This window comes from Streptomyces chryseus (assembly GCF_014650755.1).
GTDB lineage: Bacteria > Actinomycetota > Actinomycetes > Streptomycetales > Streptomycetaceae > Streptomyces > Streptomyces chryseus.
This window is the reverse complement of the sequence record NZ_BMVO01000003.1, coordinates 322,610-348,554: the sequence shown is the minus strand read 5'-3', so window position 1 is coordinate 348,554 and position 25,945 is coordinate 322,610. Positions and strand designations below refer to the sequence as shown.

The following is a 25,945-nucleotide window of genomic DNA, read 5'->3' as shown; positions in this document are numbered from 1 at the left end:
CCCTCTACGGGCGAAGCAGGACGTACGTCTCGCCCTGCTTGTTGGACTCAACCTCGGGCGTCTCCACAGCGCTCGGAGTGATGTCCGAGTAGTCGTACGCCCGCACGTCCAGGTCGCCGTGCTCCTCCCACATCCGGTGCAAACGCGGGATCAAGTCGCTGATCTTCACGGTGACGTCTCCTCGCTCGGGCAGGCACAGCCTGGCAGTGCCACGGTGACGCGCTGCTCCACTCCCATGCAACCGCCTTCCTGCTCCAGCACGCGTTGCGCGCCGAGGAAGAACATCGGGCCCCGGCGCCTGGTGCCCGTGGTCGGCAGGCAGCACAGCAGCGCGTTGTAGATCGTGGCCGCGTCCACGTGGACCGTCCGGGCCGCGGCCGCCAACTCCTCGCACGAGGGCGGGCAGCCGCGATCATCCACGACCGGGGCGCAGCGCAGCAGCGTCACGACGAGCTCCACCCCGGTCGCGGCCGGCGGGGCGCAGTTCCGCCCACCCTGGACCACCCGGTCGTCCACCGGGAACGAGGACGTGGCGAAGATCCGGGCGACGTGGACGGTGAGCTGCCCGCCGGCGCCTTCCCCGTCCACGCCGCACGGCTCGTTGCAGCCGTCCCACGCGGGCGGGCCCGGCGTCACGCACGCGCGGCACGGGCAACCGGGCTGGTCCTCGACGGCCGCGGCCGTGTCCTCCAGCGCGACGCACACGCACCCCAGGACGGTCTCCGCGAGGGCGTGGACGTCCAGCAGGTTCAGGGCCATGTCGTCACCCTCGGGCGCTTGTAGTCCGGGCTGAACACCCGGGACGGGGAGGCGAGGCGGTGAGGGTTCACGGTGGACAGCCACATGTCCACCAGGGGCAGCCCGGTCCGGCCCTCGGCGAAGATGACCGTGGGGTCGGCCATCTCGATCTCCACGCCGCGCCGTACGACCCGCGTGACGTTGCCGGGCAGCCGGCACTCCCCGCACCCCTTGGTCCCGGCCGGGAGGCAGGCCAGGACCAGTTGGCAGGTCAGCTCCGACACGGCCGCGATGGCTGCCTCGTCCAGCGGCAGACCCCACCGGTACGTCACGGTCCAGGTGCCCGGGGCGCCCTCGGGTGCGGCTATGTCCTGGCAGATCGGCCAGCACTCGCCGTCCGTGCGCACCAGCATCCCGGGGGCGTCGATGCGATATGCCTCCGGGACCAGGTCCTCACCGTCCACGTTGACGCTGACGACGTCGTAGACGGGGCCGGGGAGCTTAACCTCGCACAGCTCCCCGCAGGAGCAGGAGGACTTGCACCCGCAGACGCTCGCGTTGCGCCACATGCCGTCCGAGCCGATGTACGGCACCCACGGTCCGGTGCCCACCCCGGCCTGGAAGGAGATGGGAGCGGACTCCAGGCAGGAGCGGCGGCACGGCCGTACGGTCACCGGGCACGGGCCCCACCGCATCCCGGACAGGCGCCAAAGGGTCTGGGAGGCCACCCGCTGCCACCGGTCGATGACCGCCGGGTCCAGGTCTTCCGGGAGTTGGCAGCACAGGTCTACCTCCCACGGGTCGCACGGCCCGACTTGCAGCGGCATCAGCGTCTCCCAGGGATCTCGTACGGGCTGGGCCGGGGGAAGGCGCGCCGGATGAACTGGCCGACGTGCCCGGCCGCGAAGGAGTCCGGCATGGTGGACAGGAAGCGGCTCGTGGGGCCGTAACCGTGCGGGGCGCGGTGCAGGATCTTCACGTCCTGGATCTCCTCACCGCCCAGGCCGGCGAGGTTGCCGTAGAGCGTCCGCTTGTGGACCACGTCCAGGTGCCGGGCTTCCTTGAGCGCCGCGAGCATCGCGGTCTTCTGGACGGGCATCGGGACGTGGAGCTCGTAGGACAGCGGCTCGGGGTGGCCGCGGCTCTCCAGGAGCGCCCTTGTCTCCCGCATCCCCCGCAGGTACTTCCCAGAGGCTCGGACCGCGTAGTACGCCTCCACGGCCTTGACCGGGCCCCGGTGGAGCACCGGCATCCCGTCCGGCATGGGGTGCATGACGAACATGTCGTCATTGGCGAGGAGGAACACGCCGGAGACCCCCGGGTGCTGGCAGGCCGCGCGCACCGCGAGGGTGGTGTTCTGGTACTTCGTTCCGGTCTGCCTGGTGGCGATGTGCTCGACGCCGGCCGCCCATCGTGGCCGGTGTCCGACCAGCCACACCCGGCCGTGAGGCAGGTGGGCCGCCCACGAGCGGAGCGCAAAGCGAAGCTGCTCGTTGACGGCCCCCTCCCGCACCGGAACCACGATGTCCGGCGCGTCCACGGTCAGGAGGCCAGGCAGAGGTCGCCGGCGACCGGGGTGTAGTCCCCAACGGCCTCCGGCGGGGCCACGGTCGTGACGAACGTCCTGCGGTGGCAGGTCGCCCCGAGCGGGGTGAGCAGGGTGCCCGGCGTGCCGGCGGCGTCGATCGGCATGACGTCGTACGGGCCGACGCCCCACCCGCCGCCCGCGCGGGTGGCGCCGGCGAGGGTCAGGGACACAGACTCGGAACCGACCTCCATGTTGCCGAGCTGCCCGCCCGTCACCCAAGGCATGAGGAAGTAGATCCACGCGCCGTCCCCGCCGCCGGCGCCACAGGCATCCTCGTCCAGCACCTCGGCCCACAGCTCGATCGCGAAGCCGCTGTTGCACTGGACGGAACAGTCGTCGTAGCCGATGGGCTTGCCGTCGTAGCCGTAGACCACGGGGTTGCCGGTGGTGATCTCGATGAACTCCGGGCTGACGGCGAAGAAGTTCAGCTCGATGTCGAAGCCCCGGAAGCTGGGGCAGCCGCGCTTGAAGCCGCAAATCCTGCCGTTGGCGGCCCGGTACTCGACGTCCTCGCCCTCATCCGTGTTCGGGTTCATGGAGAGGCTCGCGAAGCAGTCGAACGTGAAGCCGTTGTCGACACCGCAGACGGGGCGGCCACAGCCGTCGAGCCGGGTGACGCGGATGGTGTCGGCGTTGGCGATCAGAGGGGTGGGCACTGTGGGCCTCCAACAGTTCTGCGTGTTGGTCGGCCCGGCCCACAACCAGCGGCGACGTCAACAGCATAGCCGCGCACCTCTTGCCGCTCCTGGGTGTGCGCACCGAGGGCGTTGGGGAGTGCGCGGTGCCGCCGGGAAGGGCCGACGGCACCGCGCGGCTCATTCGGCCGGCGCCGGGGTGCCGTGCTCGGCCCACACGTCGGCCGCGCTCTGGGCCGCGGCTCCCTCCTTCGCGACCTGGCGCTGCTCGTACTCCTTGGCAGTCACCTCGGTCCAGCCCTCTGGAGGGGGCAGCACGCCGTTGGACTTGAACGGGGCGCCGTCCGGCGCGATGAGGCGCGGTCTCGTACCGCCCCCGAGCGAGCCGATGGCCTCCACCCACAACTCCAGCTCGTGACGAGACTGGTCGGCGAGGAACGCGCTGCGAGCCCGTGCCGCGGCCACCATCCGGTCGCGGGCGGGGCCGTCGCGGTGCAGGGCCTGGATCGCTGCCGCCCAGGCTCGGACGTCGGACCGGTCAAGGAAGGTGCCGGCGTCCCCCAGTGCCTCCCGGAGGCCGGGGGTTGGGTGGGCGATGACCGGGATACCGGAGGCCAGGGCTTCCACAGCGGCCATGCCGAACGACTCGTAGATGCTCGGCGCGGTGAGGACCCGCGTCCGGCTCCACACGTCTCGGCGCATGTCGGAGGTCTGCGGGATGACTCGGATGTTCCGGAGGGCGGGGCGGCTCACCTGTCGGCCGTGGGCGCCCGTGACCCCGAGGAACGGCAGGGAGCCCAGGAGGGCCGCTGCCCCGCGCCAGGTCGCGACCCCCTTGTTGACGTTCAGGTTGACCAGGGTGACGTGGTTGCCGGTCTTCGGCGCCCGGTGCTCTTCGGCGATCACCGGGGGGTGGATGACCAGCGCGCGAGCCTGGTCGAGCTGCGGGTAGCGCGCGGCCAAAGACTTCATCACCCAGTCGGTGTTGTAGACGCACAGGTCCGGGCCGAGCGCTACGGCCGGCTGCTCGTGGTCGTTGTGCAGCAGCAGCACCGACCGGGCCCCGACCCTCTTGGACAGGGTGATCGCGTCGGAGGCGAAGTGGTGGTGCGTGGCGAGGACCCTGGGCCGCATACGGCGGATCGTTGCCTCGGCCGCGGCCGGAGCGAGCTGGGCGTAGGGGACGCCGTCCACGTCCCACACGGCGGGCGCCTCAGGCATCTCCGAGCAGATGACCAGGACGCTGGTGCCCGCGTCCTTCAACGCGCGCATCATCGTGTGCAGCATCGTCTCCGAGCCGGCACGCCGGTAGGGCACGCCGTAGTGCACCCAGGCCACCACCTCGGCCGTCGGCGGAGGCCCGGCTGAGACCGCGCCTGCCGGTGTGCGCGGGGGGCGCTGGGGGTGGCGGACCCTGGCCGGCCGGGAGGGGAGCAGGCTGGCGCACGCCTCCTCGAAGGCGCTCAGGCTGCCCGCGTAGTCGAGCGTCTCGGCGTGGGCGACGGCCGCGGCGGACGCTGCCGCGTAGGCGGCCGGGGCGGACAGCCGGCGGATCTCCCTCGCCCACCGGGCGACGTCCTCCCGCTCGATGTACGTCGCGGCCGTGCCCAGCGCTTCCTGGACCCCGGGCAGCGGGGAGGCGAGGACGGGGATACCCGACAGCATCGCCTCGGCGCCGACGCGCCCGTACGACTCCGTCGTGGACGGCATGAGCAGGATGCGGGTGCGAGCGTACACCTGCATCGGGTCCGCACGGTCGACCAGCTCGACGTTCCCGGGCATCGGCGGGTCGTCGCGTCGCGGGGTGCGCACGACGAGGAATCGGGTGTCGGGCATCCGGCCGGCGAGCTGGGCGACCAGGTCGGCGCCCTTCGCGGCCGTGGAGCCGTTCAGGGTCACCAGCTCGCCGGGGACGGTGCGGTACCGCTCCGGGTCGATCGGCGGCGGCAGGACGATGGAACGGCCTCGGTGCGGGTAGTGGGCGCGGCAGGCCTGGGACGGGAACCAGGCCAGGGCCGGCCGACCGAGGTTCAGGTCGTCGGCCATACCGTGCACCATCAGCAGGTGCGGCACACCGGGCGTCTGGGCGACGATGCGCGCGGCCTTCCGGTCCCGGTGGTGGGAGATCACCACATCGGGCCGCGCGACGCGGACAGCGCGCAGCCAGTACGGCAGCGGCCACACCCGCACGCCGCCGTCGGTGCGCGGCTCGCCTGTCGGCTCCTTCACGGTGGTCACGACGTGGACCGCGTGACCCGCCGCTGCCAGGTGCTGGACGTACTCGCGCGTGGTGACGTGTGCGCCTGCCGGGGGCACCTGGTCGTAGACCGGCAGGATGGCCAGGATGCGCATGGTGCTCCTTACGGCTCGATGGCCGGGGCATGGACGGTGCCCCTGGTCGCGGGCGTCCCATCCGCCAGGGCGCCGCTACGCCTCCGGGTGCTTCTGGCGGCGGTGGCTGTCCCGGCCGCGCTCGGTCGCGTACTCCCGCTCGCACAGGTCGCACGGGAACGAGCCGGTGTCTTCGGCGAGTTCGGCGGGCTGGTCGCTTGAGTCGCTGCCCTCGGCCTCGTCGCCGAGGACGTCGAGGGGCACGGAGTCCGGGCCGTACGCGGAGGCGGGTACCTCCGGCAGCGGCTCGCCGGGCACAGCGACCCTCAGCTCCTGCGTGCCGGGCTCTGCCAGTCCCTCCGGGGTGGCTACCCCCAGCAGCTCCCCCGGGGCCGCCCTCCCCTCCTGGGCGTCCTCCTGGGGGGAGACGTACCGGTGGCCGTCAACGAGGGAGCCGATCAGGATCTCCTCCGGGGCCTGGGTGAACACCTCAGCCGGGACGGCGAACACGTTGGGGCCGACGGTGCGCAGCTTGGGGGTCTGGGCGACCGCCCACTGTGCGAACGCGCGCCGCTGCGCCGGGGTGGGCTGAATGTGGATGAGGTCAGTCATAGGTCACCACCTGGATCGCGCACACGGTGCACGTCGTGCCGACCACATAGGTCCGCTCGACGAGGACTTTCCGGTCGTTGGTGCGGTAGTTGACGGAGGCGCCGGCCTGGTCCGGGATGGTGTCCACCGGGCCGCGGCGGATGACCAGCGGGCCGGTGATGTAGAGCCACGCGGTGCCGGGCTCGGCCGGGATGTTCCCCGGGCCGGCGGCGGAGTAGCCGGCGCCGATGATCGCGCAGTTCCCGGCGAGGGTGCGCAGAGCACCGGACACCGGGTCCTCCCGCAGGACGTTGCAGCAGCCGAGCAGCGCGGCGGCGCCGGCCGGGACGTGGAGGGTGCCGATACCGCCGTAGGACGCCGCCAGGCAGCCCTCCAGCGCGGCCACGCCCTGGGCGACGCTCACCGGGCCCTGGGCAGGGGTCAGGTCGACGGCGTCCATGGCGAGCTTGGTCCGCCAGAACGCGGCCTCCAGCGCGTGCTGTTCGCCCAGGGCCATGGTGGCCTCGGCGTGGGCGCGGGCTTCGGCGTAGGTCCAGCCGAGGGTGGAGCACTCCGAGCCCGCGTAGACCGTGATGGGGGCGGCGTGCTCGGTGGTGGGGCGGCAGAACTCCTTTTGTGCCGGGCTGCCGGGCGACTCCTCGCCGGGGCTCTCCTCGTTGCACGGGTCCGGCCAGTCCCGGACGGGGCAGCAGCCCAGGGCCAGCCACTCCACGCCGTTGAGTTCGTGGATGCGGTCCTCGGTGACGTCGGTGATGGTCGTGCATGAGGCGCCGAGGATGCCGTGCGGCAGTGGCGTGCCCGGGATCGCCTCTACGTAGCTGCGCAGGCCGGCGGACGGCATCACGCACCTCCAGTGGTGTCAGGCGCGGTGCCGGGCCCAAGAGGGCCCGGCACGCGGTTGTGGGACGGAGGTGGTCAGCTCTCGTCGGCGAGGCAGAGGATGGCGGTCTGGGCGCCGGTCTCCCCGCTCGGGCAGACGGGCACGGTGACGACACGGGTGTCGACGGACCGGTCCACGAGGGCGATGCATTCCTCCGCGAAGAGGGCCGTGTAGTCGTTGGTGACGAACTTGCTGGAGTCGTGGATCACGCCGAGGTTGACCTCCTCACCGCGGCCGATGACGAGGGAACCGGCCGGGTAGATGAGGAACTTGAGGGTGGACGGCCAGTCCAGCGCCGGAGACGGGGCGCCGATGTCGGTCGGGACGGCCGGGGACAGGCCGCGCGCCCACTGGATGCGCACGCCGAGCGGGGTGAACAGGGCCTGGATCTGGGCCGTGGTGACCTCGTCCACGCTGACGCCGTTGCGGCGCGCGAGGTCGGCCAGGAACAGGTTCCGGCTCCACCACGGCAGGACGACCTCCAGCGCCGTGGTCTCACACAGGCTGTGGCGCTCGATCATGTCGGCGGCCTGGAGGGCGATGGCGGCGTAGACGGCCGACAGTGCTCCCATGGTGGCCGGGACGCTGACCGGGGTCGCGGCGGCCAGGGCCTGCTGGAAAAGCACCTGCCGGATCCGGATCTCGTGGGCCACCATCGCGTTGCGCAGGTACCACCCGATCAGCTCCGGGAAGTGCCGGGCGGTCAGGATGCCGGCCTCCAGGCAGACGCCGACCGCGTCACAGCGGACCTCCACCGGGTCCGGGCAGGGGATGCGGAAGCAGGGCTTGGTGTTGCCGGCGATGTCGTCGGCCTCGGTGTGGACCCAGGTCATGGACGAGACGTCCAGCGACAGCGGCTTGTAGTACCTGAGCCCGCCTCGGGCGAGCTGGATTTCCGGGGCGTCCCACAGCATGTCCGGGCAGGAGCTGTCCGTCAGCTCGTACAGCGTCTCGGACGGGGCGCACCAGCCGCCCGAGGCGACGAGGTCGCCCTTGGGAAGACGGTTCTGCGCGGAGGCGGTCATGGCCACCGTCGTGCCCTCGGGCGCGGACGAGGAGTCCGTGACGATGGTTTCCTGCGGGTACGGGTGCCGGTAGCTGATGACCTGGCCGACGCCGCCGCCGGCCGTCTTGAGCGCGGTCGCGCGGGAGTTGATACCGCGCACGACGTCATCGAAGTTGAGAGCCGCGCCCGGGGTGTAGCCGGGGACGTCCACGGCGGCCGTGATGTGCGTGCCCGGGGCCGGCGGCGGGGGCAGGACACGAGGCTGACGCCGGCGCACCTGGGAGAGGTCCAGCGCGGGTCGGGTGACGAGGGAGGCGGTCGCGGTGACCGGCTCGGCCGGCTCGGCCGGAGCCTCGGGGGCGGGGTCGGCGGCGACGGGCTCGGCCGGCTCGGCGGGGGTCTCCGGCTCCGGGTCACCTCCGCGGACCTGCGCGGCCAGGGCGTCGATCTCGGCCGCGGCCTGCGTGGCGGCCTCGTGACGTGCGGCCTGCTCGGCGCGGATGCTCTCGACACCAGCGGCCAGCGCGCGGAGCTGCTCCAGGTCCTTCGGGGTGACAACGCTGGACGTGGACCGGGCGTCGAAGGCGGCGACCGCCCCCTCCAGGAGCTCGCTCAGCTCCTCGTCGTTGAGTGCGGTGATGTCCTCGGGAAGCTCGAACGGGTCCATGGGACGGATCTCCATTGATGTGATCTGGAGACCCGGCCCATAACCAGCAGTCGTCTGCGGTGAATCTTAGCCCTCCGGGCAATCCGGCGGGCAGGTGTCAAGCGGCACGCCCTACTTCACGGCCGTGGGCGCGGTCTTGGCCTTCTCCCGGACCACGCTGTTCGGATAGCGCTTCGCGACGGTGTCGGCCGTGGGCTTGGACGCGCTGGTGAACACGACCTTCCCGGACTCGGCGACGACCTCGTACTGCTGCTTGTTCTTCTGGCATGCGCAGGGCATCAGCTCTGTCCCTTCGGGGCGGTGCCGGCGGCTCCGGCGGCGAGTTCTTCACGGGCAGGGGCGACGGCGGCGGTCAGCCGTTCCAGCTCGGCCCGTGCCTCCTCCGCGCGCGCGGCCTCCCTGTCCGCGAGGGCGCCGGCGAACTGGTCAAGGAACACAGGGCTGGTGAGCAGCGCGGCCACGGCTTCCACGACTTCCCCGCCCTGGGCGGACACGGTGTCCGGGCGGTGTCCGTGCTGGTCAGCCGGGGCGGACACGGTCGGGGCGGACAGGGCCGAGGACACGGCGTCCGGGTGTCCGGGGACAGTGTCCGGGTGGGTGTCCGCGACGGCGGCGGCCGAGGCGGCGAGGGCCAGGTTCGAGCGCTCCGCTACCGAGGCAAGGAGCGGCGAGGAGTGCCCGGGGACGGGGACGGACAGGACCGCGCGGAGCTGCCACTTACCGCCGGGCCCCTGACGCATGTGATAGCTCGGCTGGCACCCGGTGAATACTGTGCGGTCCCACTCGGCAAGCCACGGGGCCGCCGCACCGCTGAACCACAGGCCCCGCTCGTTCATGCCGACGGTGACGATGCCGGCGACCGTACGGGTGTCGTCCCACTGGCAGGACGCGGTCTCGCACTCCGCGCCGTCCCTGTGGTGGCCGACGTTCATGGTGAACGCCCCCGCGCGCACAAGGCTGCCGTCGTCCAGCTTGAAGCGGGCGCGCAGGAAGTGGGACGTGTCGATCTCCCCCAGGCTCTCGATCGTCAGGTTCTGGCCGGGCATACCCGCGTGCGGCTCGCCGGCCTGTGCCACCCACCCGAAGATGCGGCCGGCCGCGTAGTGCACGCCGCCGCTCCCCGGGGGCAGGTCCTCGTCGGTCGGCTCCCGGAACCAGTCGGCGGGCATGGGCGGGAGGTCCTGCATCGCGGTCCAGGCGGACGCGACGAGCTCTGTGAGCCCTGGGTCCTCTCCGTCTGCTGCGAGGTCGGCAGGCGTGGACTCGGGGCCTTCCGGGATGGTGGAGGAGCCGACGTACAGGCCCGGGGCCAGGCGTACGAGGCGGCCGGCCTCCACGGCGCGGGACAGGTGGCCGCGCGCGGACTCCATGCTGATCCCGAGAGCGGTGGCGACCTCCCGGGCGCCGACCGGCACGGGAGAGGCGGACACGTAGTCCACGACGCGCTGGTGTGCCTCGCTCGGGGCGGCGGCGGTCATGGCGGCCGCGGCCTGGTCCTCCTCGTCCTCCAGGGGGTCCAGGACGATGCGGGCGCGGTCGTAAGCGGGCATCGCGACGAGGGTTGCCCCGCGTACCCGGCCCTTCGTGATCCGGAGCAGGAAGTCCCCGGTGCGCTCGCTGTGGACGACGACGCCGGTGTCCGGGTCGTCCGGGTCGCCGGCCGCGGCCATGAGGACGCCGGTGGTGGTGAACGCGGCGCGCAGCGCGTCGGCGGAGACGGTGCCGCCGGGGCCGGTGATGAGCTGGACGGCGTGCTGGGCGCGGGACAGGGCTGCCCCGGAGGCGGTCCACTCCGGGGCGGTCGCGGCGGTGATCATCCACGCGTCGTCCGGCAGGCGCATGACGCTCATGGACGGCAGGGAGGCGGCCAGCACGAGGAACCCGTCCTCGTCCTCGCTCATGGTGCGGTCCACGAACTCCACGTCGACGTCGTCCAGGTCGACGCTCACGCCCAGGGGCGCGCCTTCCTCCAGGAGCATGGTGGCGTCGGCTCCGGCCGGGCGGCTGGTGTAGAGCACGCCCTTGCCGGTGATGCGGGAGCCGTCCCGGCCGAAGGACTCGATCGAGCCGGCGAGTTCCGCGCCCTCGTGGCCCATCAGCATCTCGTCCGCGTACTGGAGCGGGGCCGGGCCCTTCTCCCAGTACAGGGAGCCAGCGGCGAAGATCCGGCCGTCGCCGGTCTCCTCGCCCTCGAAGGCGAGGGCGGTGTCATCGGGGGTGGACCAGGAGCGCGTCGGCATCCCGGCGGCCGTGGTCTCGGCGGGTTCCATGGGGGCCTCCGTGGGGCCGATGGGGATATCGGTGTAGTCGTCGGCGAACGCCACGCGCAGCCGGTCGAAGGTGATGGGGCCGAGCCGCTCCTCCAGGGCGGCCAGGAGCGCCGCGTCGTCGCTGTAGGCGGCGCACACGTGGGGCTGCCAAGGTGAGTGCTGGGCGGGGATGTCCGGGCCGTGCCGGTCCTCTAGGGCGTACGTGGCGGCCCAGCGGGCGGACTCCAGGGTGGGGGTGCCGTCCGGGCGGTCGCGGTCGTCGCCCACGGCCCACACCCAGGACGGAGTGTCGGTGCCGGCGTTCCAGTGGTTGGCGCCGAACGCGCGGCCATGGACCAGGCCGTCCGCGAGGCCGTGTTCCTGGGCCTGGGTGCGGAGGTTGGCGATCAGCTCGTTCCGCTGGTCCTCGTTCCAGTCGGCGCCCTCCCCGAGGAAGAACAGGGTCAGGTGCAGCTCCTCCGGTGGCTCCCCGCCATCGAGGGCAAGCCGCGCGGCGTCCTCCTCGGTGGGCATGAGGGCGATCATGGCGCCGGTTCGGTGGCTGCCGTCGGCGGCGGCCGTCACGGGTTGCACGGTGCTCTCCTCGGATTCGAAGGCGCGGCCCCGCGAGGGGTCTTGCGGTTCGTAGGCCGCTGCCCGGTCTGCTCTTGCGAGTGCCAGGGCGCAACGGCAGTTGATGACGAGCTCGGGCGGGGCGGTTGGGTCGCCGGGGGCGGTCATGGATACGCCGGCGACGGTGAACGGCTCATCGAGCAGCCGGAGCTGACCGTTGATCCGCTCGTGGGCGTCGCGGACGTCGGTGTCGCGGCGGGTCAGCCACTGCTTGACCAGGGGGCGGTCTGGGCCGGTGAGGACCTGGGCCGCGGCGAGGGTCGCGAGGTTCCAGGCGCGGGCGGACTCGGTGCGGGCGATGCGCTCCTCGCGGACCTCCCCGAGCTGGGCCCCCTCTCGGGCGAACGCGGCGCGGAGGCGGGCGCGGAGCTGGTCGACGGTCTCGCCCTCGTTGACCCCGGCCGCCAGTTCCTCGACCGCGACGGCGGCCAGGCGGTTCCCGACTGCGCGCAACAGGTGTTCGGTGCTCTCCACGTAGTCCCCGAGCTGTGTCGGGAGGGTGTCGTCGTCGTAGCGGCCGGGGAGGTCGTCCCAGCCGTCCGGCAGCGGGACGTCGACGTCGTCGGCGGCCTGGTGGGCGGCGGTCTCCGCGACACCCAGGAGGCGGCGCACGAGGCGCGGCACCCGCGCGGTCCACATGGCGGCGATGCGGGAGACGGAGAACCGGGCGGCCACCAGCTCGGTCGCGGCCTCCAGGGCGTCGGTGTACTCGGCGGCCACCTCCGCGAGGACGTCGGCGACGGCGCCGGCGACGTCCTCCTCGGCGGTGTCCAGGGCGCGCTGCAGGGCCTCATCCATGGGCGGGCCTCCGGTCGTCCGGGTCGTTGGTGTCGGTGCAGATGTCGCACCAGGTCCAGGGGCCAAGGGTGGACACGCCGTCGGGAGTGAGGGCCAGCAGCTCCCCGGTGAGGCGGGTGTATGCCTTGCACGCCGTGCACCACTCCTCTGTGGGGGTGGTGGACGTGATGGTGAGCGGCAGCACGGCATCAGGTGGCGCCGGTGGGCGGGGCTTGTGGGGGCCGCTCATGCCGCGACCGCCCTGGGGGCGCACTTCCCGATGGCGGCCGGGACGACGTCGAAGGTGTGGACTACCCCGGCCGCGATCAGTTCCCGGCAGTAGCTGTCCAGGCTGGCGGTCAGGCACTCCGGGTCCAGGCCATAGCGGGTGGCGACCTCCGGGACGCGGGCCCATGCCCCGTCCAGCAGGCGCCACTGGTCGACCTGGTCCGCGCCCACGGTGAGCAGGGTGTGGAGTTGGGCCGGGTCGACCTCCCGGGCCCGCGCCCGCTCGCTGCGGGGGCAGGCGGGGGTGCGCTCCAGCTTCCGGCCGGCTGCCGACAGGGCAGCCCAGATGAGGCCGTCGGCGGCTGCCAGGGCGCCGTCGGTCGGGCGAGGGGTGGCCGCGGCCGGGAGGGTGTCCGGCTCGCCGGGGGCCTCGTCCACGGGCAACGGGGTGGGCACGGGTACGTCCTCCTGCTCCTGGTCCTGCTGGTCGCGGTCGCTGCGCTCCTCGGTGCTGGGGGCGTCGGCCTCGTCGAATCCGGTCTCCCGGCGCAGCGCTCTGCTGGAGATGGCGCCGAGTTCGAACAGACGCAGCGCGGTCTCCGAGCGGTTGGTGCGCACGCGCAGGGGCGAGGAGTCCGCGAAGACAGACCACTCCTCGGCGTCGTTGACGTTCTCGCTCTCCAGCAGGGGGCGGAGCCAGTGTTCGGTGTAGGCATGGGCGACGACGGACAGCCGTGGCTCGATGCCCAGGCGAATCGCTTCTGCGGTCAACTCCCAGGCGCCCCAATGGTTGACCTCGCCCAGGCCCAGCAGGAATTCCCCAGGGATGTCCGCAGCGGTGGCAAAGCGCCGGATGTTCTCCTCGCGGAGCTTGATCGCCAACTCGTCAAAGTCGGATTCGAACGTGAGGCGCTGGATCAGGCCGACCATCTCGGCCGGCACCTCCAGAATGATCGGCACCGTGGCCGCCGCGCTGGACGGGTCACGGATCGCGGTCTCCGCGACCTCCATGAAGATGTCGATCAGGTCGTCCTCCTCGCTGCCCTGGACGGGGGTGGAGGGGAAGCGGGTGCCCTTCGGGACGACTAGGACGCCGCGGCCGATGAGCCGGGACAGGGTGACTGCGCGGACGGCGGCGCCGAGGAGGCGCAGTTCCTCCAGCTCGTTGAGGCTGGCCAGGACCGGGGAGTCGGCCTCCAGGTGCCGTTCGGGGCTCGGGTCCCACACCCGGATCGCGACGGGATCGAGGGAGCCGGCCGCGTCCTCGGTGCCGTTGTCGGCCGCGGCCGGGATGGGCACCGGGGCGCCGTCGATCTGGGCCTCCATGCCCTTGCCCTTGCTGCTCATCTCCAGGACGGAGACAACGTGCCAGGTGGGCAAGGCGCTCTCACGGGGGCGGATGACGGTCCAGCCCTCGCCGGCGACCGCGAGGTGCCGGCCGTACTCCCGCAGGAGCTGCGCCTGTCCGTCCCGGCCGCCGGCGATCTCGGCGACGATGCGGGAGGCCGGGTGGTTGTCCGGGGCCTTGACGATGCTGTCGCCCGGTCCCAGGCGACCCGCGTACAACCTCGCGCCGCTCATGGCGTTGCCGATCCAGTTCGCGAAGGAGCGCACTTCCGGGGTGCGGTAGAAGGACCATGCCTGTTCCTGGCGGGCCCGTGCCGGGTTCTGGGCGGAGGTCTTCGCGGTGCGCTGGGTGTATCGGACGGCGGCGGCCTTGAGCGTCTTGTGCGGCTGCGTCATCAGCCCACCCGGCCGAGGGTGTCGTCCACGCGGTTGAGGAACACGGCAGCGCCGGCGACGGCGAACCACTCCAGGCCGTGAATGAGGAGCGGCGCGTCATCGAACTGGCCGGTGACCAGCAGGTAGGTGGCCAGGATCGCGCCGGAGAGCCACCAGCCCATGCAGTACACGCAGGAGATGAGGGCGATCACGAACTCCCGGGCGGCGGACTCCGATCGGCGCTCGTGCCAGGCGTGCATCCGGTCGCGGACGGGGTCGAGGATCGTGTCGTGAACGGCGAGCTGGGTGGCCCGGTACCCGGCGAAGCCGAGTAGGGCGAGTGCGGTCAGGTCGATCATGGTTCGCCCCCAGGCGGAATACGGTCCTCCGGTTGTCGGCGGAGCATCATAGGCCACGCCCGGGACCGGGGGCCTGGGGGCAAATGCCCTGGTCAGCACGGGAGTTCTGATCATGGCGTGCCGGTAGGGTGCCGGTCCTGAGCGCCGGCGGCCATGCCGATGCAGTGTCCGGACGGCGCGGGCGCACACACCCCGCGACCGCCGGCGCCCGCTCCCCTCACGGCCGGGAGCCCTGCCAGACTTCTGCTCATGACTGACGACGCAACGGCGCTGGACGATGCCCGGGTCATCGCCCAAGGCATCCGCCACGGCGGATCCGCCGAGATCATCGCCGCCCTGGAGGCAGCGGACGCGGAGGGGCCTCTCACCCCGGACGGTATCGAGCAGGTCGCGCATCCGGACTGGGACCGGCTCCGGTTCGAGGAGATCCGGCAGGTGCCCCCGCCGGGCGACGTGGAGGCGGTCGGGCTCGCTCACCTCCATGAACTGCCCCGAGGTGGCCACGTGGTGGCAGCCGACGGGATCGGGTGGGTGCCGGGTGCCTACGCGTCCCGGGCGACGGCGCTCCTTGCGTACGGGTACTTCCTGGGCGGGGAGGGGGCCGGTCCCTTGGCGGAGCTACGCGCGCGAGCCGTCGCGGAGGGGCGCCGGCTGATCGAGGCGGCCGAGCTGGCGGCCTTCGTCCAGCGGGACGGGACAGGGGCGGTAGTGAAGTTCCCCAAGCACCCGTGAGCGGAAAGCCCCTGCCGGGCCAGGGCCAGCGCACTACCGTGGATGCATGGCTGATCACCCGGAGCCGGGCGACGAGGAGCCGTTGCGGCTCGTGGAGCTGGACACGACCGAGGGCCGGGAGGGCATCGCCTACGGCCCCGGCCCCTCGTTCCCTTTGGTGGGCGTGGTGTTCGTGCCGGCGGAGCTGCTGGCCGAGGAGTCCTAGCCCGCTGGGACCCAGGTCCCCCCTGGTGTGCACCGGCGGAGCGGAACCCTGGCCCCGGGGCGGCCACCATCGAATCCCAACCCCACACTCGTAACCTGCGCGGAGGTGACCCGTTAGGGGATGACATGAGGGAAGCGCCAGGCACCCCGGCGGGCGCCCGCTCCGGCGAGCCTGCCGGACCGGCCGGCCTTGGTTGGGCCCCGGCCGGCCCGGCGGGCGTTGATCCGTCCGTGCGCGGGATGGTCGAGCAGATCGTGCAGGCGGTGCGCGATGGCGACGACGCGGTCATCCGCACCCTACTGGCCGATCTGGCCGCCGTTGCGGACACTGCGGCCCTGCTGTACCTGCGCGAGCGGTTGTACCGGCCGCAGTAACCTGCGTGCCGGTGCGCGATCACGGCCGACCCTACGGCGACCCGGCTGCCAGCAGCTCCTCAGCAACGCGGGTGATGAACTGGCGGGTGCGCTGCGGGTCCAGGGCCCGCGCCTGAAGGTGGTCGAACATGACGCTGTAGGGCTGCACGTCGGATCGTTTCTCCAGGTAGAGGTCGCTGGTGAACCTCTCCAGATACACCGTCCCCGTAGCGGCGTCCGGGAAGTCGAGGATGGAGAACTGTCCCGAGACGCCCGGATGGGCTCCCACGCTGTGCGGGACGGCCTGCACGGTGATGTGCGGCTGCGCGCCGATGCGGTTCAGGAACTCAAGCTGTTCGCGCATGATCTGCGGGCTGCCGACCACGCGGCGCAGGGCGGATTCATCCAGTACCACCCAAAGGCGCAACCGCCGGGCCGGGTGGTGGGCCCGGGAATGACGACGCAGCCGGACCTCACGGCGCACGGCGATCTGTTCGGCCGTGGCCAGTGGGATCGTTTCCGCGACGACCGCCGCCGCGTAGGCGGGCGTTTGCAGCAGGCCCGGGATCACAAGGGGCTCATAGGAGCGGATCGAGGAGGCTGCCGTCTCCAGGCCGATGTAGACGGCGTAGGGGACCTCGCCGCAGGCCACCCACCAGCCCTGCCGGTCCGCTTCCGTGGCCATCCGCATCAACGAGTCGATGACCTGCGGGTCTGCGACTCCGTAGAGGGCACACAGGTCCCGCACATCACGGGGCTTGATGGCGCGGCGGCCGTTCTCCAAGTGGCTGATCTTGGGCTGCGAGATCAACAGACGTTCGGCTACCTGCGTACTGGTCAGGCCACGGGCCAGGCGGAGCCGACGCAGCTCCGCGCCCAGCCGGCGTCGTCTGACGGTCGGGTTTCCGTTCGCCGCCACGGGCGGTCTACCTCCGGCTCGGGACTGTCTACCAGCCACAGGAATTGCGGGGCGGGCGAACTCACTGTGCAGTGATGATCAACGGGCCCTGCCGGTGAGTGTCACGTCCCGTGAACGCAGGCGCGTGCACAGCCCGAGCAGATTTCACCCAGACGCCATGACCTTTCACCTATCTGCCGGAAAAGCCTGCCGACCGAGGTGGTCCGGTGCTCCCTCGATCCCCAGACAGCGCCGTCTACCGCCCCCTAGCCTGACGGCATGAGTGATCTGACGGACGACCATGTGCGCACGATCCTGAAGCAGCACCGAGACGGCGGCCCGATCTCCCGGCTGTACGCGACGGGCGAGATCGAGGCAGACACGGTGCCGGCACTCGGGATGCTGTCCACGCAGCTCGAAGAGGACGGGCGGCACGAGGACGCCGAGCAGCTCGGCGACGTCATCGGGTATGCCCTGTCCGCCGGGGAGCGGCCCCCGGTCGCCGGGTGGGTCGCCAAGCTCTAGCCGCTGTCGGGCGGCGGCTGCTCACCGGCGCCCGCCCGTACGGGAGGGACCTCCGCTGCCGAAGCTGCGCCCGTACCGGGAGGCCGCGGCTGTCGGACGGGCGGTGCGCTGCGCCGGGGACTGGATCGTGGAGTAGGCGAGGTTTTCCGCCCAGAAGGACATGACCACGGCGTCACCCCGGTCCGGGGAGCGGCCCAGGCGCGCGACGACGTCCTCCTTCCGCTCCACCTGGATCTTCGGCGGCACGCCCGTGGTCACGTCCCACGTGGGGGTGGTGAGGTCGGACAGCAGCAGGTCGTCCGGCGGCAGCATCAGCTCCGCGCCGAACGCGGGGTCGAGGAGTTCCCGCATCCGCCAGTACGCGGCGGACCGTACGTTGGTGAACCCCCACTCCCCGTCCCTGGTGCGCTGCTTGGTCTTCGCGGCGCCTGTGTACGCCAGCACGGGCACGCCGAGTTCGCGGAGGCGGTCCACCACGCCGCCCCCGACGCCGATGGAGTCGACCACCGGCACCAGGCCGGTCGCCTCCTCGTCGCCCACGGCGGCCTGGACGCGGGCGGTGGTCTGCATGGTGTCCTGCCGGTCGTACGCGACGAGCTCCGCGACGAGGAGGCCGCGGCGGTGGACGAACACGGTGGAGTCACCGCCAGAGCGGGCGACGTCCACGCCGAGGATGCGCCGGCCCTCCACTTCCGGGCGTCCGGCCGCGTCCCATGCCTGCCAGCGCTCGACGGCGGCCTCCAGCCAGGCGAGCGGGATGACGCTGTCCTCGTCCGCCGCGCGGAACTCGCCCAGGACGCGGTTCGCGTACAGGGCGGAGTCCTCGCCCCACTGGCGGGCGCGCTGCCGGGCCCAGTCCTCGCTGATACGGCCGGCGGCGACTGCTTCGGCGAGAGTGACGTGCCGGGTGTACCAGTCCTCGAGTCCCGGGGCGCGCCGGTGGATGTCGTAGAACCGGCCCGTGGTGGGGCCGGGGGTTGAGATGGCCAGGGCGAAGGCCTCCGGGAAGCCGTCCATCCGTCCGCCGGAGAACGCGCCCTCGATGGCGTCCCACGTCGCGTCCGGGACGATCTTGGCCTCATCGATCAGGTACAGCAGGCTGTCGGCGTGCGCGCCCTCGATCAGCTCGGCCTTGTTGGAGGCCACCGGGGACGCGGCGCCGTGCTCCAGCTTGAGGTTCTGGGTCAGCAGCTCGGTCAGGTCGTTGAACGGCGGCCGGCCCAGGACGTCCCACCGGATGCGGCGGGCCCACTTGTGGATCTCCGGCCATAGGTAGACGGACAGGTGACGCCACGCGCTCGCGGTGGTGAGGACCTTCCAGTCCACCCCGGCCGCGTCCCTCGTGGTCGCGAACCAGAGCACGACCATGCTCGCCATGCCGGTCTTGCCGAGGCCGTGCGGTCCGCGTGCCGCGACGCGACGGTACTCGGCCAGGGCCTCCATGATGTCGCCCTGGTAGGCGGTGATGCCGTCCCCGCCCTGCCAGTCGATGACCTCCTGCGCCCAGACCGCCGGGCGGTACATGTACCGCTCCTGTGCCTGGACGCGCCGCTCCAGCACGGCCAGGTGGGGGCGCAGCTCCGCCGGCGCCCCCCGCGCGAGCCGGAGGCGGTCCGCGCGGGAGAGCTGCCGGTACGCGGCCTCGGCCTCACGCGTCAGCATCAGCGTCGTCCGCCGGGGCGTTGCGGATGATCTCCATCAGGTCCTCGGCGGTGACCTGCCCGGTGACGTCTAGATCCAGCTTGTCCGGCTCCGCGAGGCCGTACAGCTTGACCACCCGGTCCGTCAGCTTGGCGGCCGTCTCCACGGCCCTGAGGTCGCCTTTCAGTGCCTTGGGCCACACGGCGGCCAACAGCCGGTGATAGCGGCGTGCCTGGACCTCCCGCAGCGTCCCGGCCTCCGTCTTGAGGTCCGCGAGGTTGGCCCGAAGTGCCCGGTCCACGTCCGTGTGCGCTGCGCCCCGGGACGCGTACCCGAGGCGTTCGGCGATCGTCTCGTAGTCCAGGCCGGCGAGCACCATCTGGATGGCGTTCTTCCGGCGCTCCGCGACTTGGGCGCGTTTGGCTCTGCTGGCGCTCACCGGGTGACCTCCGTTCGCATGTCGCTATTGGTTCGCACGTCCGCCCGGTCAGCGGGCCATGAGGCGGTGGAGCTCGTCGCGCGCGGCGGGGTCGTCACGGAAGACGCCGGTGTAGGAGGCCGTGACCATGACGGAGCCGGGCTTGCGGGCGCCTCGGGTGGACAGGCAGCCGTGTTCGGAGCGGATGATGCACGCGGCTCCGGCCGGGGACAGGTGGCTGTCCAGGGCGGTGGTGACCTGCTGGGTGAGCTGTTCCTGTGTCTGGAGGCGTCGGGCGTAGACGTCCAGGACGCGCGGGAGCTTGGACAGGCCGGCCACGGGGTCGCCGGGGCGGGGCTGGTACGCGATGTCCGCGTGCCCGGTGAACACCAGCATGTGGTGCTCACAGAGGCTGGTGAACGGCACTCCGGTGACGACGATGGGGCCGCCGTCGTGGTCCACGGGGAAGGTGCGGGCGAGGTGGACGGCCGGGTCCTCGTCGTAGCCGGCGGTCATCTCCTCCAGGGCGCGCAGGATGCGGGCCGGGGTGTCCACGAGGGCGGGGCTGTCCGGGTCGAGGCCGCGGCCGGCGAGCCAGGCGCGGACGCCGTCGACGTACGCGGCGCGGGCCACGGCGGGGTTGCCCGCGTACAGCTCGGCGGTGGTGGTGGCGGTCATGATCAGTGTCCCTTCTCGTCGCCCCACGCGTGCACGTGGAGGCGGGTGGTGATGTTGAAGCCGGCGGCGATGGCCGGGTCTGCGATCTCGGCCAGGCGGGCGCACAGGGTGGGGGTGTCGGTGCCTTCGGGCATGACCCACACTCGGGCGGGGTCGAGGGCGTGGGCGGTGGTGAAGTCCTGGACCTCGCGGAGGTCGTCCGGGCCCTGGCAGACGAACTTGAACGCGGCCTTCCCGGTGGCGTGGAGGGCGCGCAGGGCCTCGGGGCGGATGCGCTTGGCGGCCGGGTCGCCGGCGTGGGCGAGCTTCGGGGACACGTTGAAGCGGGTGACGAGCCGGGCGGTGGGCTCGGTGGGGGTCTGGGTGCCGTTGGTCTCGACCTCCACCTCCGTGCCGGCGAACGTGAGGGCGGCCAGCAGGGAGAGCCACCCGTCTTGTTGCTGGTGGAGCAGGGGCTCCCCGCCCGTGATGACGACCATGCCCGGCTCGCCGTCCAGGGCTCGTGTGACGATCTGTTCGACGGTCCGGCGGGTGAGGGTGGCGCGGAGGTCGAAGCGGGAGGCGTCCCAGGTCTCGGGGGTGTCGCACCAGTGGCAGGTGAGGTTGCAGCCGCCGAGGCGGATGAACGCGCAGCGGCGGCCGGTGGATGGGCCTTCGCCCTGAACGGTGGGGCCGAACACCTCCCGGACGACGAGGGTGTCCGAGAGGCTCACGGTCACGGTCGTGGTGCTCACGGCGCCGTCCAGGTAGCGGCGTTGACATGTGTCTCGCTGATCTTGACGCGGGTGACGCGGGCGCCGGGGGCACGGACGAGGTCCAGAAGGGCGTCCTCGGCGACGCGGGCGAGGAGGCTGGCGACGTTCTCGACGGTGGGCCAGCCGGGGACCTGGTGGATCTTCATGCCGTACTGCTGGAGCACGGGCAGCATCGGGTCCTCCGGGCCGAGCATGAGGCCGTGGTCGAGGTGCTGGTCGATCCAGCGGCGGAGCTGCTGCTTGAACGGGCCGAATTCCACGACCAGGCCGCCGGCAAGGGCGGGCGCCTCGGCGGTGACCTCGGCCCACCAGGAGTGGCCGTGGAGGCTCTGGCACTTCCCGGGCAGGTGCGGGAGGCGGTGGCCGGTCTCGAAGTTGTGGCGGACGGTCACGGAGTGCGTCATCACAGGGCTCCCTGCTCGTGCGGGCGGGCGACGGTGTAGCGGGTGGTGGAGTTGTCGTGGCCGATGTCGTCGTGGACGCCGATGACGTCCAGGTGGATGGCGCGCAGCCGGTACTGGCCGCCCCAGGGCTCCCACTCCGGGTCCACGTAGCCGTCCAGGTGGGCGAACAGGCGGTCGGCGATGTCCTCGTTGGTGGCGTCCTTGAACACCCGGCGGGTCAGCTGGTGGATCCGGGCCTCCAGGGCGGCGTTCGTGGTCGCGAAGGAGGGGTAGCCGTGGCGGCCGACGGTGTCGTAGACGACGGTGACGGCGCCGGTGTGGGAGTGGGCGCGCAGTCCCATGGCCTTGTTGACGTTGGTGAAGTAGATGGCGAAGGGGCCGACGTCCACGGTGCGGATGAGGGCCGGCCCGTCGACAGGCGGCGGGGTGGTGGGGGTGTCGGTCATGAGGTGCTGGCCTCCTGTCGGGCGGCCTGGATGCCGGCCGCGGCTCGGTAGAGATTCGTGGTGGTGGCCTCCGCGAGGTACAGGTGGAGGCCGGGGGGTGCCTGCCGGGGGCCGCCCCGGGTGACGGGGTTGTGGGGTCCGGGCGGGATGGTGATGGGGCCGTGGCGGGCGCGGATGTACTCCTCCGCGCGGCGCCACGCGACGGCCGCGAGCACGGTGGCGTCGGTGCGGTTGTAGGTGGCCCGGGTGGCGAGGCTCATCGGGCTGATGTGGTGGGCGCGGACCAGCTCCCGGTGTTTGAGCAGGGCGTCCCGGTCGCGCATCATCAGGTTGGTCCAGGAGCCGTTGGCCGGGTCGAACAGCTTGATCACGCCGAAGCGGAAGCCGGAGCCCCAGGTGGAGGAGTCCACGCTGTAGAACGGGAACTCCCGCAGCGCGCGCCACACGGTCATGCCGAAGCCGTGGAAGACCGCCCGGCCGTCAGCGATCTTGAAGGCTTTCGCGATCCACGGCAGGACCTCGTTGACGGGGTTGCCCAGGAGCTTGCCGAGGGCGATGTAGGTGTAGCCCTCGTCCAGGTAGCGCTCCAGCCACTCCCATGGGTCGCCGGTGTGGAAGACGGGGATGGGCTCCAGGCCGTGGACGAGCTCCAGTTCCTTCTGGTTTCGCCACGTGGCCTCCGGGCCGCCGATGACGTCCAGGTTGGCGTACAGGGTGAGTTGGGTGTCCCACTTCTGGCACCAGGCGGCGTAGTCCTCCAGGGTCAGGTGGATGCCCATGGTGCGCGCGGAGTGGGCGCCGGAGTCCCCGAAGATCATGTTGACCGGGGTGGCCAGCTTGTTGGTGAAGTCGCGCATGTCCTTCGTGCGCCAGAACGCGAAGGAGGTCAGGGCCTTGAAGTCCTGGTCCAGGCCGCCGAGGTGGACGCTCACGCCCCCGCCTCCGCTGCTGTGGCGGCCGCGGCACGGGTGCGCTCGATCTCGTCCAGCAGGCCGTCGAGCTTGGCCTCGTCGTCCTTGCCGGGGTGGGCGTCCAGCGCGAGGCGCCACCGGTCGAAGGTCTCCGCGTCCACGGTCATGCTGATCTTGGGGCGGAAGATGTCTTCGTTGGGCTCGCCGTGGTGGTCGGAGAGTTCGGTGACCTCGTCCGGGGGTGCGGTGAGCAGGGCGGTGATGTCCTCGACGTCGCGCGGGGTGTAGCCGGTGCCGTCCAGGTCGTCCAGGCCGGCGAGGAGTTCGGACAGGGCCTCGTAGTCGTAGCCGCCCAGGTCGGCGGCGCGGTTGTCCACGATGTTGATGCGGCGGGCGGTGTCCTCGTCGCACTGGACGATCTCGCAGCGGGCGCCGGGCTGCCATGACGGGTCGTTCTGGCAAATGCCGCACGGCCCGGTGCCGTTGCTGGTCTTGACGGTCTTGCCGCAGTCGCCGGCGCCGTGCGCGCCGAGGGCCTGCATGGTGTGGTTGCCGGCGAGGACGATCAGCGGGCCGTCGGGGATCTCCCGCACGACCAGGGAGCGGTACTGCCCGTTCCTGCGGAGGCTTTCCAGGATGGTGTCGACGTTGCCCCGTTTGGCGTTGCCGGGGAACGGGGTCAGCTCGTCCAGGGCGACGTCGGCGGTGCGGACGTAGGTGGCCTGTGCGGTCATGCGGGGCTCTTTCCTGCTGGTAGTGGGCGGACTCGAGGACGCGGGCTGTTACGGGGTGGGGGCGGCGCGGGCGCGGTCCAGCAGGTAGCGGAAGCGGGTGGCGTCATCGCCGGGGTTGGAGCAGGAGGCGGTGAGGTCGTAGAAGTCGTCCCGAGCCTCCGGGGGGACGGTGAAGCGCAGGACGGGCCACAGGCCGTCCTCCTCCGGGTGCCGGTAGGTGTCGGCCAGTTCCTCCAGCGACGGGGGCGGCTCCAGGAGGCGGTGGACGTCGGCTACCTGGTAGCCGGTGGCCTCGTAGTCCTCGTCCAGGAAGGACAGCAACTCGGCCAGGGCGTCCGTGTCGTAGCTGCCCAGGTCAGCGGCGCGGTTGTCCACGAGGTTGATGCGGCGCGCGGTGTCCTCGTCGCAGGTGACCAGCTCGCAGCGGGCGGCCGGCTGCCATGCAGGGTCGTTTCCGCAGATGCCGCAGGGTCGTTCCTCGCCGTGCTCGCGGAAGGTGCGCCGGCAGTCGCCGGGGCCATGCTCGGCGAGGGCGGCCATGGTGTGGTTGCCGGCCAGGACGATGAGGCGGCGGCGCAGTTGGAGCGTACGGGCCATGGACATGGCCGGGCCGATGTCCTGGTCCTGCTCGCCGTCGATGTGCTGGACGACCAGGGAGCGGTACTGCCCGTGGCGGCGGAGGCTGGTCAGGATGGTGGAGACGTCGCCCCGTTTGGCGTTGCCGGGGAACGGGGTGAGGTCGGCGAGCGGCACGAGGGCCGTCCCCTGGTACGTGGCCTGTGACATGCCCTGGTCCCCTCGTCGCGTGATGGCAGCGCAAGAGGATAAGCGGAGGGGCGGACCGGCCTCCTGGAGTGACTATCTCCACTGATCAGAAAGGGAGTTGATCACTTTCGCACCCACAAGCGGAACCCATCGGCGGGCCGGGGCCGGACATGCGCCTGGCCTCCCGTGGGGAGGACCGGGAGGCGGCGCGGCCCCGCGTGCTGGTCAGGCACGGCGAGGCCGGTGCACCTGCCCGGCCTGGGGGGGAAGGCTCGGGCGGCGCGTGTTCAGCATGGCACCGGTTTCAGCCACAGCACAGGGGCGTGACTGGAAAACATCTCCGGACGATGGGGAGTCAGCGGCCTCGGCGCCTCGCGTCGCGCTCGGCCTGCCACTGACGGAAGGACCGGCCGCCCATACGCCGCTTGAACTGGGGGATGTTGTTCGCCGGGATGCCGACCGGCGCCGGGCCGAGGACGGCCAGGAGGTCGCTCGCGTCCTGGGAGTGGTACCCGGCGGACAGGATGGCGGCCTCGTCCGGGAAGACGTCCGCGACGCGGTCGCCGGGCCGGATCAGGTGGTCCTCGTTCCCGCCGTAGGAGAACACCCACCGGAAGTTCCTGGGGGGCGCGGGCTCCACGAGGCGCCGGAACCTGCTGACCTCCTTCGTGTAGGCGTAGAAGTTCACGGCCGGGCGGAACGCGATCAGGCGCAGCCACATGGACAGGTACCGGTCACTGAAGAAGTCGCCGGCGTCATGGATACGGATCCAGCCGCCACGGTGGCGAGGGTGCGCGAGCTCGGCGGCCATCTGCCGCTGCCACCCGGCAGGGTTGTCCAGCACGTAGGCCAGGTTCTGCTGGTGGCGCTGGACCACCCCGGGGAAGTTGTACGTGCCATTCCTCGCGTAACAGGCCTGGGCACAGACCCCGGCCGCCGGACAGGTCTTGACGACCCGTCCGTCCCACAGGCGGGTGGCCAGGGCTGGGATGGTCCAGTTCCAGATGTTCTCTTCCCGCAGCTCCGTGTTCTGGGTGAGGAGCCGCGGCGGCCGGCGAACGCGGCGGACCTGGGGGGCGTCGAGCAGGACGGCGGTCACGGCCGGTCGACCCCGGCGGCCTTGAGCAGCGCGGAGACGGTCACCACCCCGTCGTGGTTGTGCCGGGAGTCCAGCAGCGCGGTAAGGGCCCGCAGCGCGCGGAGCACGATCTCCGGGGCCCCCTCGGCGGGGAACAGCTCCCGGGCGGCGGACACCAGGCGCGCGGCCTCGTCGCGGTCGGGGGGCAGGTAGGTCAGGGTCATGAGCACGTGGCCGGGCGGGGGCGGCAGCGGGGGCGAGGAGTCGCCGGCCGCGGCCGGGGCCAGGCTCGTGCCGATGGTGTCCTGGGCGCCGGGGGTCGCGGCCGGCGCCGTGGTGGCGGGCTGCTCCTCCTCGGGCGGCTCCTCCTCGGCCGCGGCCTCCTCGATGGCGGTCAGCAGGTCGCCCAGGTCCTCGTCCGTCCAGCCGGTGCCGCCGAGGTCGTCCAGGCCGGCGATCAGCTCCGCGAGGGCCTGGTCGTCGTACGTCCCGAGGTCGGCCGCGCGATTGTCCACGAGGTTGACGCGCTTCGCGGTGTCATCGTCGCAGGTGACGACCTCGCACCGGGCGACGGGCTCCCAGGGCTCGTTGCCGCACACCCCGCAGGGGCGTTCCTCGTCGCCGACCTTGACGGTCATGCCGCAGTCGCCGGGCCCGTGGGCGGCGATGGCCTGGGTGGTGTGGTTCCCGGCCAGGACGACGTACCGGTCCGGCTCGACCTGGCGGACGACGAGGGAGCGGTACTGCCCGTTCCGGGCGAGGCTGGTGAGGATCGCGCCGACGTCGCCCCTCTTGGCGTTGCCCGGGAACGGGGTGAGCTGGGCGAGCGGGATGGTGTCGGTGCGGACGTAGGTGGCCTGGGTCATGGGCGTATCCCCTGGTCGCGGCGGATGAGCGGCGCAGAAGGATACGGGCAGGCGTCCGCGTGCCCGCTCGGCAGCGGCCGGGGGACCCAGACCCCCGGGGAACAGCAGCAG

At 72.0% G+C, this 25,945-nt stretch carries 30 protein-coding genes; 4 read left to right on the top strand and 26 right to left on the bottom strand.

What is annotated here, in order from left to right:
• Positions 1-4: 4 nt before the first annotated feature.
• The 14 genes from IE185_RS08430 to IE185_RS08365 form a co-directional block, all read right to left on the bottom strand.
• Positions 5-169, bottom strand: a complete 165-nt coding sequence (locus tag IE185_RS08430; protein ID WP_167518831.1) for a hypothetical protein — start codon at positions 167-169, stop codon at positions 5-7.
• Positions 166-759, bottom strand: coding sequence for a hypothetical protein (locus tag IE185_RS08425; protein ID WP_138895814.1), 594 nt, complete (start codon positions 757-759; stop codon positions 166-168). The genes IE185_RS08430 and IE185_RS08425 overlap by 4 nt, the downstream gene beginning before the upstream one ends.
• The gene (locus IE185_RS08420) at positions 750-1,565 is read right to left on the bottom strand and encodes a hypothetical protein (protein ID WP_138895813.1); all 816 of its coding nucleotides are present in this window, start codon (positions 1,563-1,565) and stop codon (positions 750-752) included. The genes IE185_RS08425 and IE185_RS08420 overlap by 10 nt, the downstream gene beginning before the upstream one ends.
• Positions 1,565-2,278 (bottom strand): hypothetical protein, encoded by a 714-nt coding sequence (locus IE185_RS08415; protein WP_138895812.1) that lies wholly within the window; start codon positions 2,276-2,278, stop codon positions 1,565-1,567. Before IE185_RS08415 ends, IE185_RS08420 begins: the two co-directional genes overlap by 1 nt.
• Before the next feature lie 2 nt (positions 2,279-2,280).
• Positions 2,281-2,982 carry a hypothetical protein gene (locus IE185_RS08410; protein ID WP_170198309.1) on the bottom strand — a complete coding sequence of 234 codons (702 nt, stop codon included), beginning with the start codon at positions 2,980-2,982 and terminating at the stop codon, positions 2,281-2,283.
• A 159-nt stretch (positions 2,983-3,141) separates the two neighbouring features.
• Positions 3,142-5,313: a glycosyltransferase family 4 protein gene (locus IE185_RS08405; RefSeq protein ID WP_138895811.1), complete on the bottom strand. Its 2,172-nt coding sequence runs from the start codon at positions 5,311-5,313 to the stop codon at positions 3,142-3,144.
• A 75-nt stretch (positions 5,314-5,388) separates the two neighbouring features.
• Positions 5,389-5,904, bottom strand: a complete 516-nt coding sequence (locus IE185_RS08400) for a hypothetical protein (RefSeq protein ID WP_189714913.1) — start codon at positions 5,902-5,904, stop codon at positions 5,389-5,391.
• Positions 5,897-6,745: a cupin gene (locus IE185_RS08395; protein ID WP_138895809.1), complete on the bottom strand. Its 849-nt coding sequence runs from the start codon at positions 6,743-6,745 to the stop codon at positions 5,897-5,899. Before IE185_RS08395 ends, IE185_RS08400 begins: the two co-directional genes overlap by 8 nt.
• A 74-nt stretch (positions 6,746-6,819) precedes the next feature.
• A complete protein-coding gene (locus IE185_RS08390; RefSeq protein ID WP_189714911.1) occupies positions 6,820-8,457 on the bottom strand; it encodes a major capsid protein in 1,638 nt (545 codons plus the stop codon).
• A 111-nt stretch (positions 8,458-8,568) separates the two neighbouring features.
• Positions 8,569-8,736: a hypothetical protein gene (locus IE185_RS08385; protein ID WP_170198402.1), complete on the bottom strand. Its 168-nt coding sequence runs from the start codon at positions 8,734-8,736 to the stop codon at positions 8,569-8,571.
• Complete coding sequence (locus IE185_RS08380; protein ID WP_138898502.1) at positions 8,736-12,137, bottom strand: phage minor head protein; 3,402 nt, start codon at positions 12,135-12,137, stop codon at positions 8,736-8,738. Before IE185_RS08380 ends, IE185_RS08385 begins: the two co-directional genes overlap by 1 nt.
• Positions 12,130-12,366, bottom strand: a complete 237-nt coding sequence (locus tag IE185_RS08375) for a hypothetical protein (RefSeq protein WP_138898503.1) — start codon at positions 12,364-12,366, stop codon at positions 12,130-12,132. Before IE185_RS08375 ends, IE185_RS08380 begins: the two co-directional genes overlap by 8 nt.
• A complete protein-coding gene (locus IE185_RS08370; protein ID WP_189714909.1) occupies positions 12,363-14,087 on the bottom strand; it encodes a hypothetical protein in 1,725 nt (574 codons plus the stop codon). Before IE185_RS08370 ends, IE185_RS08375 begins: the two co-directional genes overlap by 4 nt.
• Entirely contained in the window at positions 14,087-14,425 is a 339-nt protein-coding gene (locus IE185_RS08365) for a DUF1360 domain-containing protein (RefSeq protein WP_138898585.1), read from the bottom strand. The genes IE185_RS08370 and IE185_RS08365 overlap by 1 nt, the downstream gene beginning before the upstream one ends.
• A gap of 249 nt (positions 14,426-14,674) precedes the next feature.
• Here IE185_RS08365 and IE185_RS33835 point away from each other — a divergent pair, with 249 nt between their 5' ends.
• From IE185_RS33835 to IE185_RS33620, 3 genes are all read left to right on the top strand, one after another.
• Positions 14,675-15,157 carry a hypothetical protein gene (locus tag IE185_RS33835; protein ID WP_138898586.1) on the top strand — a complete coding sequence of 161 codons (483 nt, stop codon included), beginning with the start codon at positions 14,675-14,677 and terminating at the stop codon, positions 15,155-15,157.
• A gap of 46 nt (positions 15,158-15,203) precedes the next feature.
• Positions 15,204-15,362, top strand: coding sequence for a hypothetical protein (locus tag IE185_RS08355; RefSeq protein ID WP_167518828.1), 159 nt, complete (start codon positions 15,204-15,206; stop codon positions 15,360-15,362).
• Between the two features lie 239 nt (positions 15,363-15,601).
• Positions 15,602-15,736 (top strand): hypothetical protein, encoded by a 135-nt coding sequence (locus IE185_RS33620; RefSeq protein WP_268246657.1) that lies wholly within the window; start codon positions 15,602-15,604, stop codon positions 15,734-15,736.
• A 31-nt stretch (positions 15,737-15,767) separates the two neighbouring features.
• Here the strand turns inward: IE185_RS33620 and IE185_RS08350 are convergent, their stop codons facing one another.
• Positions 15,768-16,634, bottom strand: a complete 867-nt coding sequence (locus tag IE185_RS08350) for a helix-turn-helix domain-containing protein (protein WP_138898587.1) — start codon at positions 16,632-16,634, stop codon at positions 15,768-15,770.
• A gap of 258 nt (positions 16,635-16,892) precedes the next feature.
• Here IE185_RS08350 and IE185_RS08345 point away from each other — a divergent pair, with 258 nt between their 5' ends.
• The gene (locus IE185_RS08345; RefSeq protein WP_189714907.1) at positions 16,893-17,138 is read left to right on the top strand and encodes a hypothetical protein; all 246 of its coding nucleotides are present in this window, start codon (positions 16,893-16,895) and stop codon (positions 17,136-17,138) included.
• 21 nt (positions 17,139-17,159) lie between these two features.
• Here IE185_RS08345 and IE185_RS08340 read toward each other — a convergent pair whose 3' ends face one another.
• The 11 genes from IE185_RS08340 to IE185_RS08290 form a co-directional block, all read right to left on the bottom strand.
• Positions 17,160-18,800 (bottom strand): hypothetical protein, encoded by a 1,641-nt coding sequence (locus IE185_RS08340; protein WP_138899058.1) that lies wholly within the window; start codon positions 18,798-18,800, stop codon positions 17,160-17,162.
• Positions 18,787-19,218, bottom strand: a complete 432-nt coding sequence (locus IE185_RS08335; RefSeq protein WP_138899059.1) for a hypothetical protein — start codon at positions 19,216-19,218, stop codon at positions 18,787-18,789. Before IE185_RS08335 ends, IE185_RS08340 begins: the two co-directional genes overlap by 14 nt.
• A gap of 48 nt (positions 19,219-19,266) precedes the next feature.
• Positions 19,267-19,875: a GTP cyclohydrolase I gene (gene folE, locus IE185_RS08330; RefSeq protein ID WP_189714905.1), complete on the bottom strand. Its 609-nt coding sequence runs from the start codon at positions 19,873-19,875 to the stop codon at positions 19,267-19,269.
• Positions 19,876-19,877: 2 nt separating this feature from the next.
• Positions 19,878-20,609, bottom strand: a complete 732-nt coding sequence (locus IE185_RS08325) for a 7-carboxy-7-deazaguanine synthase QueE (RefSeq protein WP_229843393.1) — start codon at positions 20,607-20,609, stop codon at positions 19,878-19,880.
• On the bottom strand, positions 20,606-21,034 hold the full coding sequence (locus IE185_RS08320) for a 6-pyruvoyl trahydropterin synthase family protein (protein WP_138899515.1): 429 nt from the start codon (positions 21,032-21,034) through the stop codon (positions 20,606-20,608). Before IE185_RS08320 ends, IE185_RS08325 begins: the two co-directional genes overlap by 4 nt.
• Positions 21,034-21,480, bottom strand: coding sequence for a hypothetical protein (locus IE185_RS08315; RefSeq protein ID WP_138899516.1), 447 nt, complete (start codon positions 21,478-21,480; stop codon positions 21,034-21,036). Before IE185_RS08315 ends, IE185_RS08320 begins: the two co-directional genes overlap by 1 nt.
• The gene (locus IE185_RS08310; protein ID WP_189714903.1) at positions 21,477-22,412 is read right to left on the bottom strand and encodes a hypothetical protein; all 936 of its coding nucleotides are present in this window, start codon (positions 22,410-22,412) and stop codon (positions 21,477-21,479) included. The genes IE185_RS08315 and IE185_RS08310 overlap by 4 nt, the downstream gene beginning before the upstream one ends.
• Positions 22,409-23,125, bottom strand: a complete 717-nt coding sequence (locus IE185_RS08305; protein ID WP_138898821.1) for a ParB/RepB/Spo0J family partition protein — start codon at positions 23,123-23,125, stop codon at positions 22,409-22,411. Before IE185_RS08305 ends, IE185_RS08310 begins: the two co-directional genes overlap by 4 nt.
• 48 nt (positions 23,126-23,173) lie before the next feature.
• On the bottom strand, positions 23,174-23,911 hold the full coding sequence (locus IE185_RS08300) for a hypothetical protein (protein ID WP_138898820.1): 738 nt from the start codon (positions 23,909-23,911) through the stop codon (positions 23,174-23,176).
• A gap of 334 nt (positions 23,912-24,245) precedes the next feature.
• Positions 24,246-24,989 carry a GP88 family protein gene (locus IE185_RS08295; protein ID WP_138898819.1) on the bottom strand — a complete coding sequence of 248 codons (744 nt, stop codon included), beginning with the start codon at positions 24,987-24,989 and terminating at the stop codon, positions 24,246-24,248.
• Positions 24,986-25,834 (bottom strand): ParB/RepB/Spo0J family partition protein, encoded by an 849-nt coding sequence (locus IE185_RS08290; protein WP_189714901.1) that lies wholly within the window; start codon positions 25,832-25,834, stop codon positions 24,986-24,988. Before IE185_RS08290 ends, IE185_RS08295 begins: the two co-directional genes overlap by 4 nt.
• Positions 25,835-25,945 lie beyond the last annotated feature (111 nt).

Bases quoted from the DNA above. Each gene is read 5' to 3' on its own strand.
- IE185_RS08405 (WP_138895811.1), bottom strand. From the start codon at position 5,313: ATGCGCATCCTGGCCATCCTGCCGGTCTACGACCAGGTGCCCCCGGCA.
- IE185_RS08425 (WP_138895814.1), bottom strand. From the start codon at position 759: ATGGCCCTGAACCTGCTGGACGTCCACGCCCTCGCGGAGACCGTCCTG.
- IE185_RS08380 (WP_138898502.1), bottom strand. From the start codon at position 12,137: ATGGATGAGGCCCTGCAGCGCGCCCTGGACACCGCCGAGGAGGACGTC.
- IE185_RS08290 (WP_189714901.1), bottom strand. From the start codon at position 25,834: ATGACCCAGGCCACCTACGTCCGCACCGACACCATCCCGCTCGCCCAG.
- folE (WP_189714905.1), bottom strand. From the start codon at position 19,875: ATGACCGCCACCACCACCGCCGAGCTGTACGCGGGCAACCCCGCCGTG.
- IE185_RS08420 (WP_138895813.1), bottom strand. From the start codon at position 1,565: ATGCCGCTGCAAGTCGGGCCGTGCGACCCGTGGGAGGTAGACCTGTGC.
- IE185_RS08385 (WP_170198402.1), bottom strand. From the start codon at position 8,736: ATGCCCTGCGCATGCCAGAAGAACAAGCAGCAGTACGAGGTCGTCGCC.
- IE185_RS08305 (WP_138898821.1), bottom strand. From the start codon at position 23,125: ATGACCGCACAGGCCACCTACGTCCGCACCGCCGACGTCGCCCTGGAC.
- IE185_RS08400 (WP_189714913.1), bottom strand. From the start codon at position 5,904: ATGACTGACCTCATCCACATTCAGCCCACCCCGGCGCAGCGGCGCGCG.
- IE185_RS08320 (WP_138899515.1), bottom strand. From the start codon at position 21,034: ATGACGCACTCCGTGACCGTCCGCCACAACTTCGAGACCGGCCACCGC.
- IE185_RS33835 (WP_138898586.1), top strand. From the start codon at position 14,675: ATGACTGACGACGCAACGGCGCTGGACGATGCCCGGGTCATCGCCCAA.
- IE185_RS08365 (WP_138898585.1), bottom strand. From the start codon at position 14,425: ATGATCGACCTGACCGCACTCGCCCTACTCGGCTTCGCCGGGTACCGG.
- IE185_RS08340 (WP_138899058.1), bottom strand. From the start codon at position 18,800: ATGCTGACGCGTGAGGCCGAGGCCGCGTACCGGCAGCTCTCCCGCGCG.
- IE185_RS08375 (WP_138898503.1), bottom strand. From the start codon at position 12,366: ATGAGCGGCCCCCACAAGCCCCGCCCACCGGCGCCACCTGATGCCGTG.
- IE185_RS08355 (WP_167518828.1), top strand. From the start codon at position 15,204: ATGGCTGATCACCCGGAGCCGGGCGACGAGGAGCCGTTGCGGCTCGTG.
- IE185_RS08395 (WP_138895809.1), bottom strand. From the start codon at position 6,745: ATGCCGTCCGCCGGCCTGCGCAGCTACGTAGAGGCGATCCCGGGCACG.
- IE185_RS08345 (WP_189714907.1), top strand. From the start codon at position 16,893: ATGAGTGATCTGACGGACGACCATGTGCGCACGATCCTGAAGCAGCAC.
- IE185_RS08315 (WP_138899516.1), bottom strand. From the start codon at position 21,480: ATGACCGACACCCCCACCACCCCGCCGCCTGTCGACGGGCCGGCCCTC.
- IE185_RS08390 (WP_189714911.1), bottom strand. From the start codon at position 8,457: ATGGACCCGTTCGAGCTTCCCGAGGACATCACCGCACTCAACGACGAG.
- IE185_RS08370 (WP_189714909.1), bottom strand. From the start codon at position 14,087: ATGACGCAGCCGCACAAGACGCTCAAGGCCGCCGCCGTCCGATACACC.
- IE185_RS08300 (WP_138898820.1), bottom strand. From the start codon at position 23,911: ATGTCACAGGCCACGTACCAGGGGACGGCCCTCGTGCCGCTCGCCGAC.
- IE185_RS33620 (WP_268246657.1), top strand. From the start codon at position 15,602: ATGGTCGAGCAGATCGTGCAGGCGGTGCGCGATGGCGACGACGCGGTC.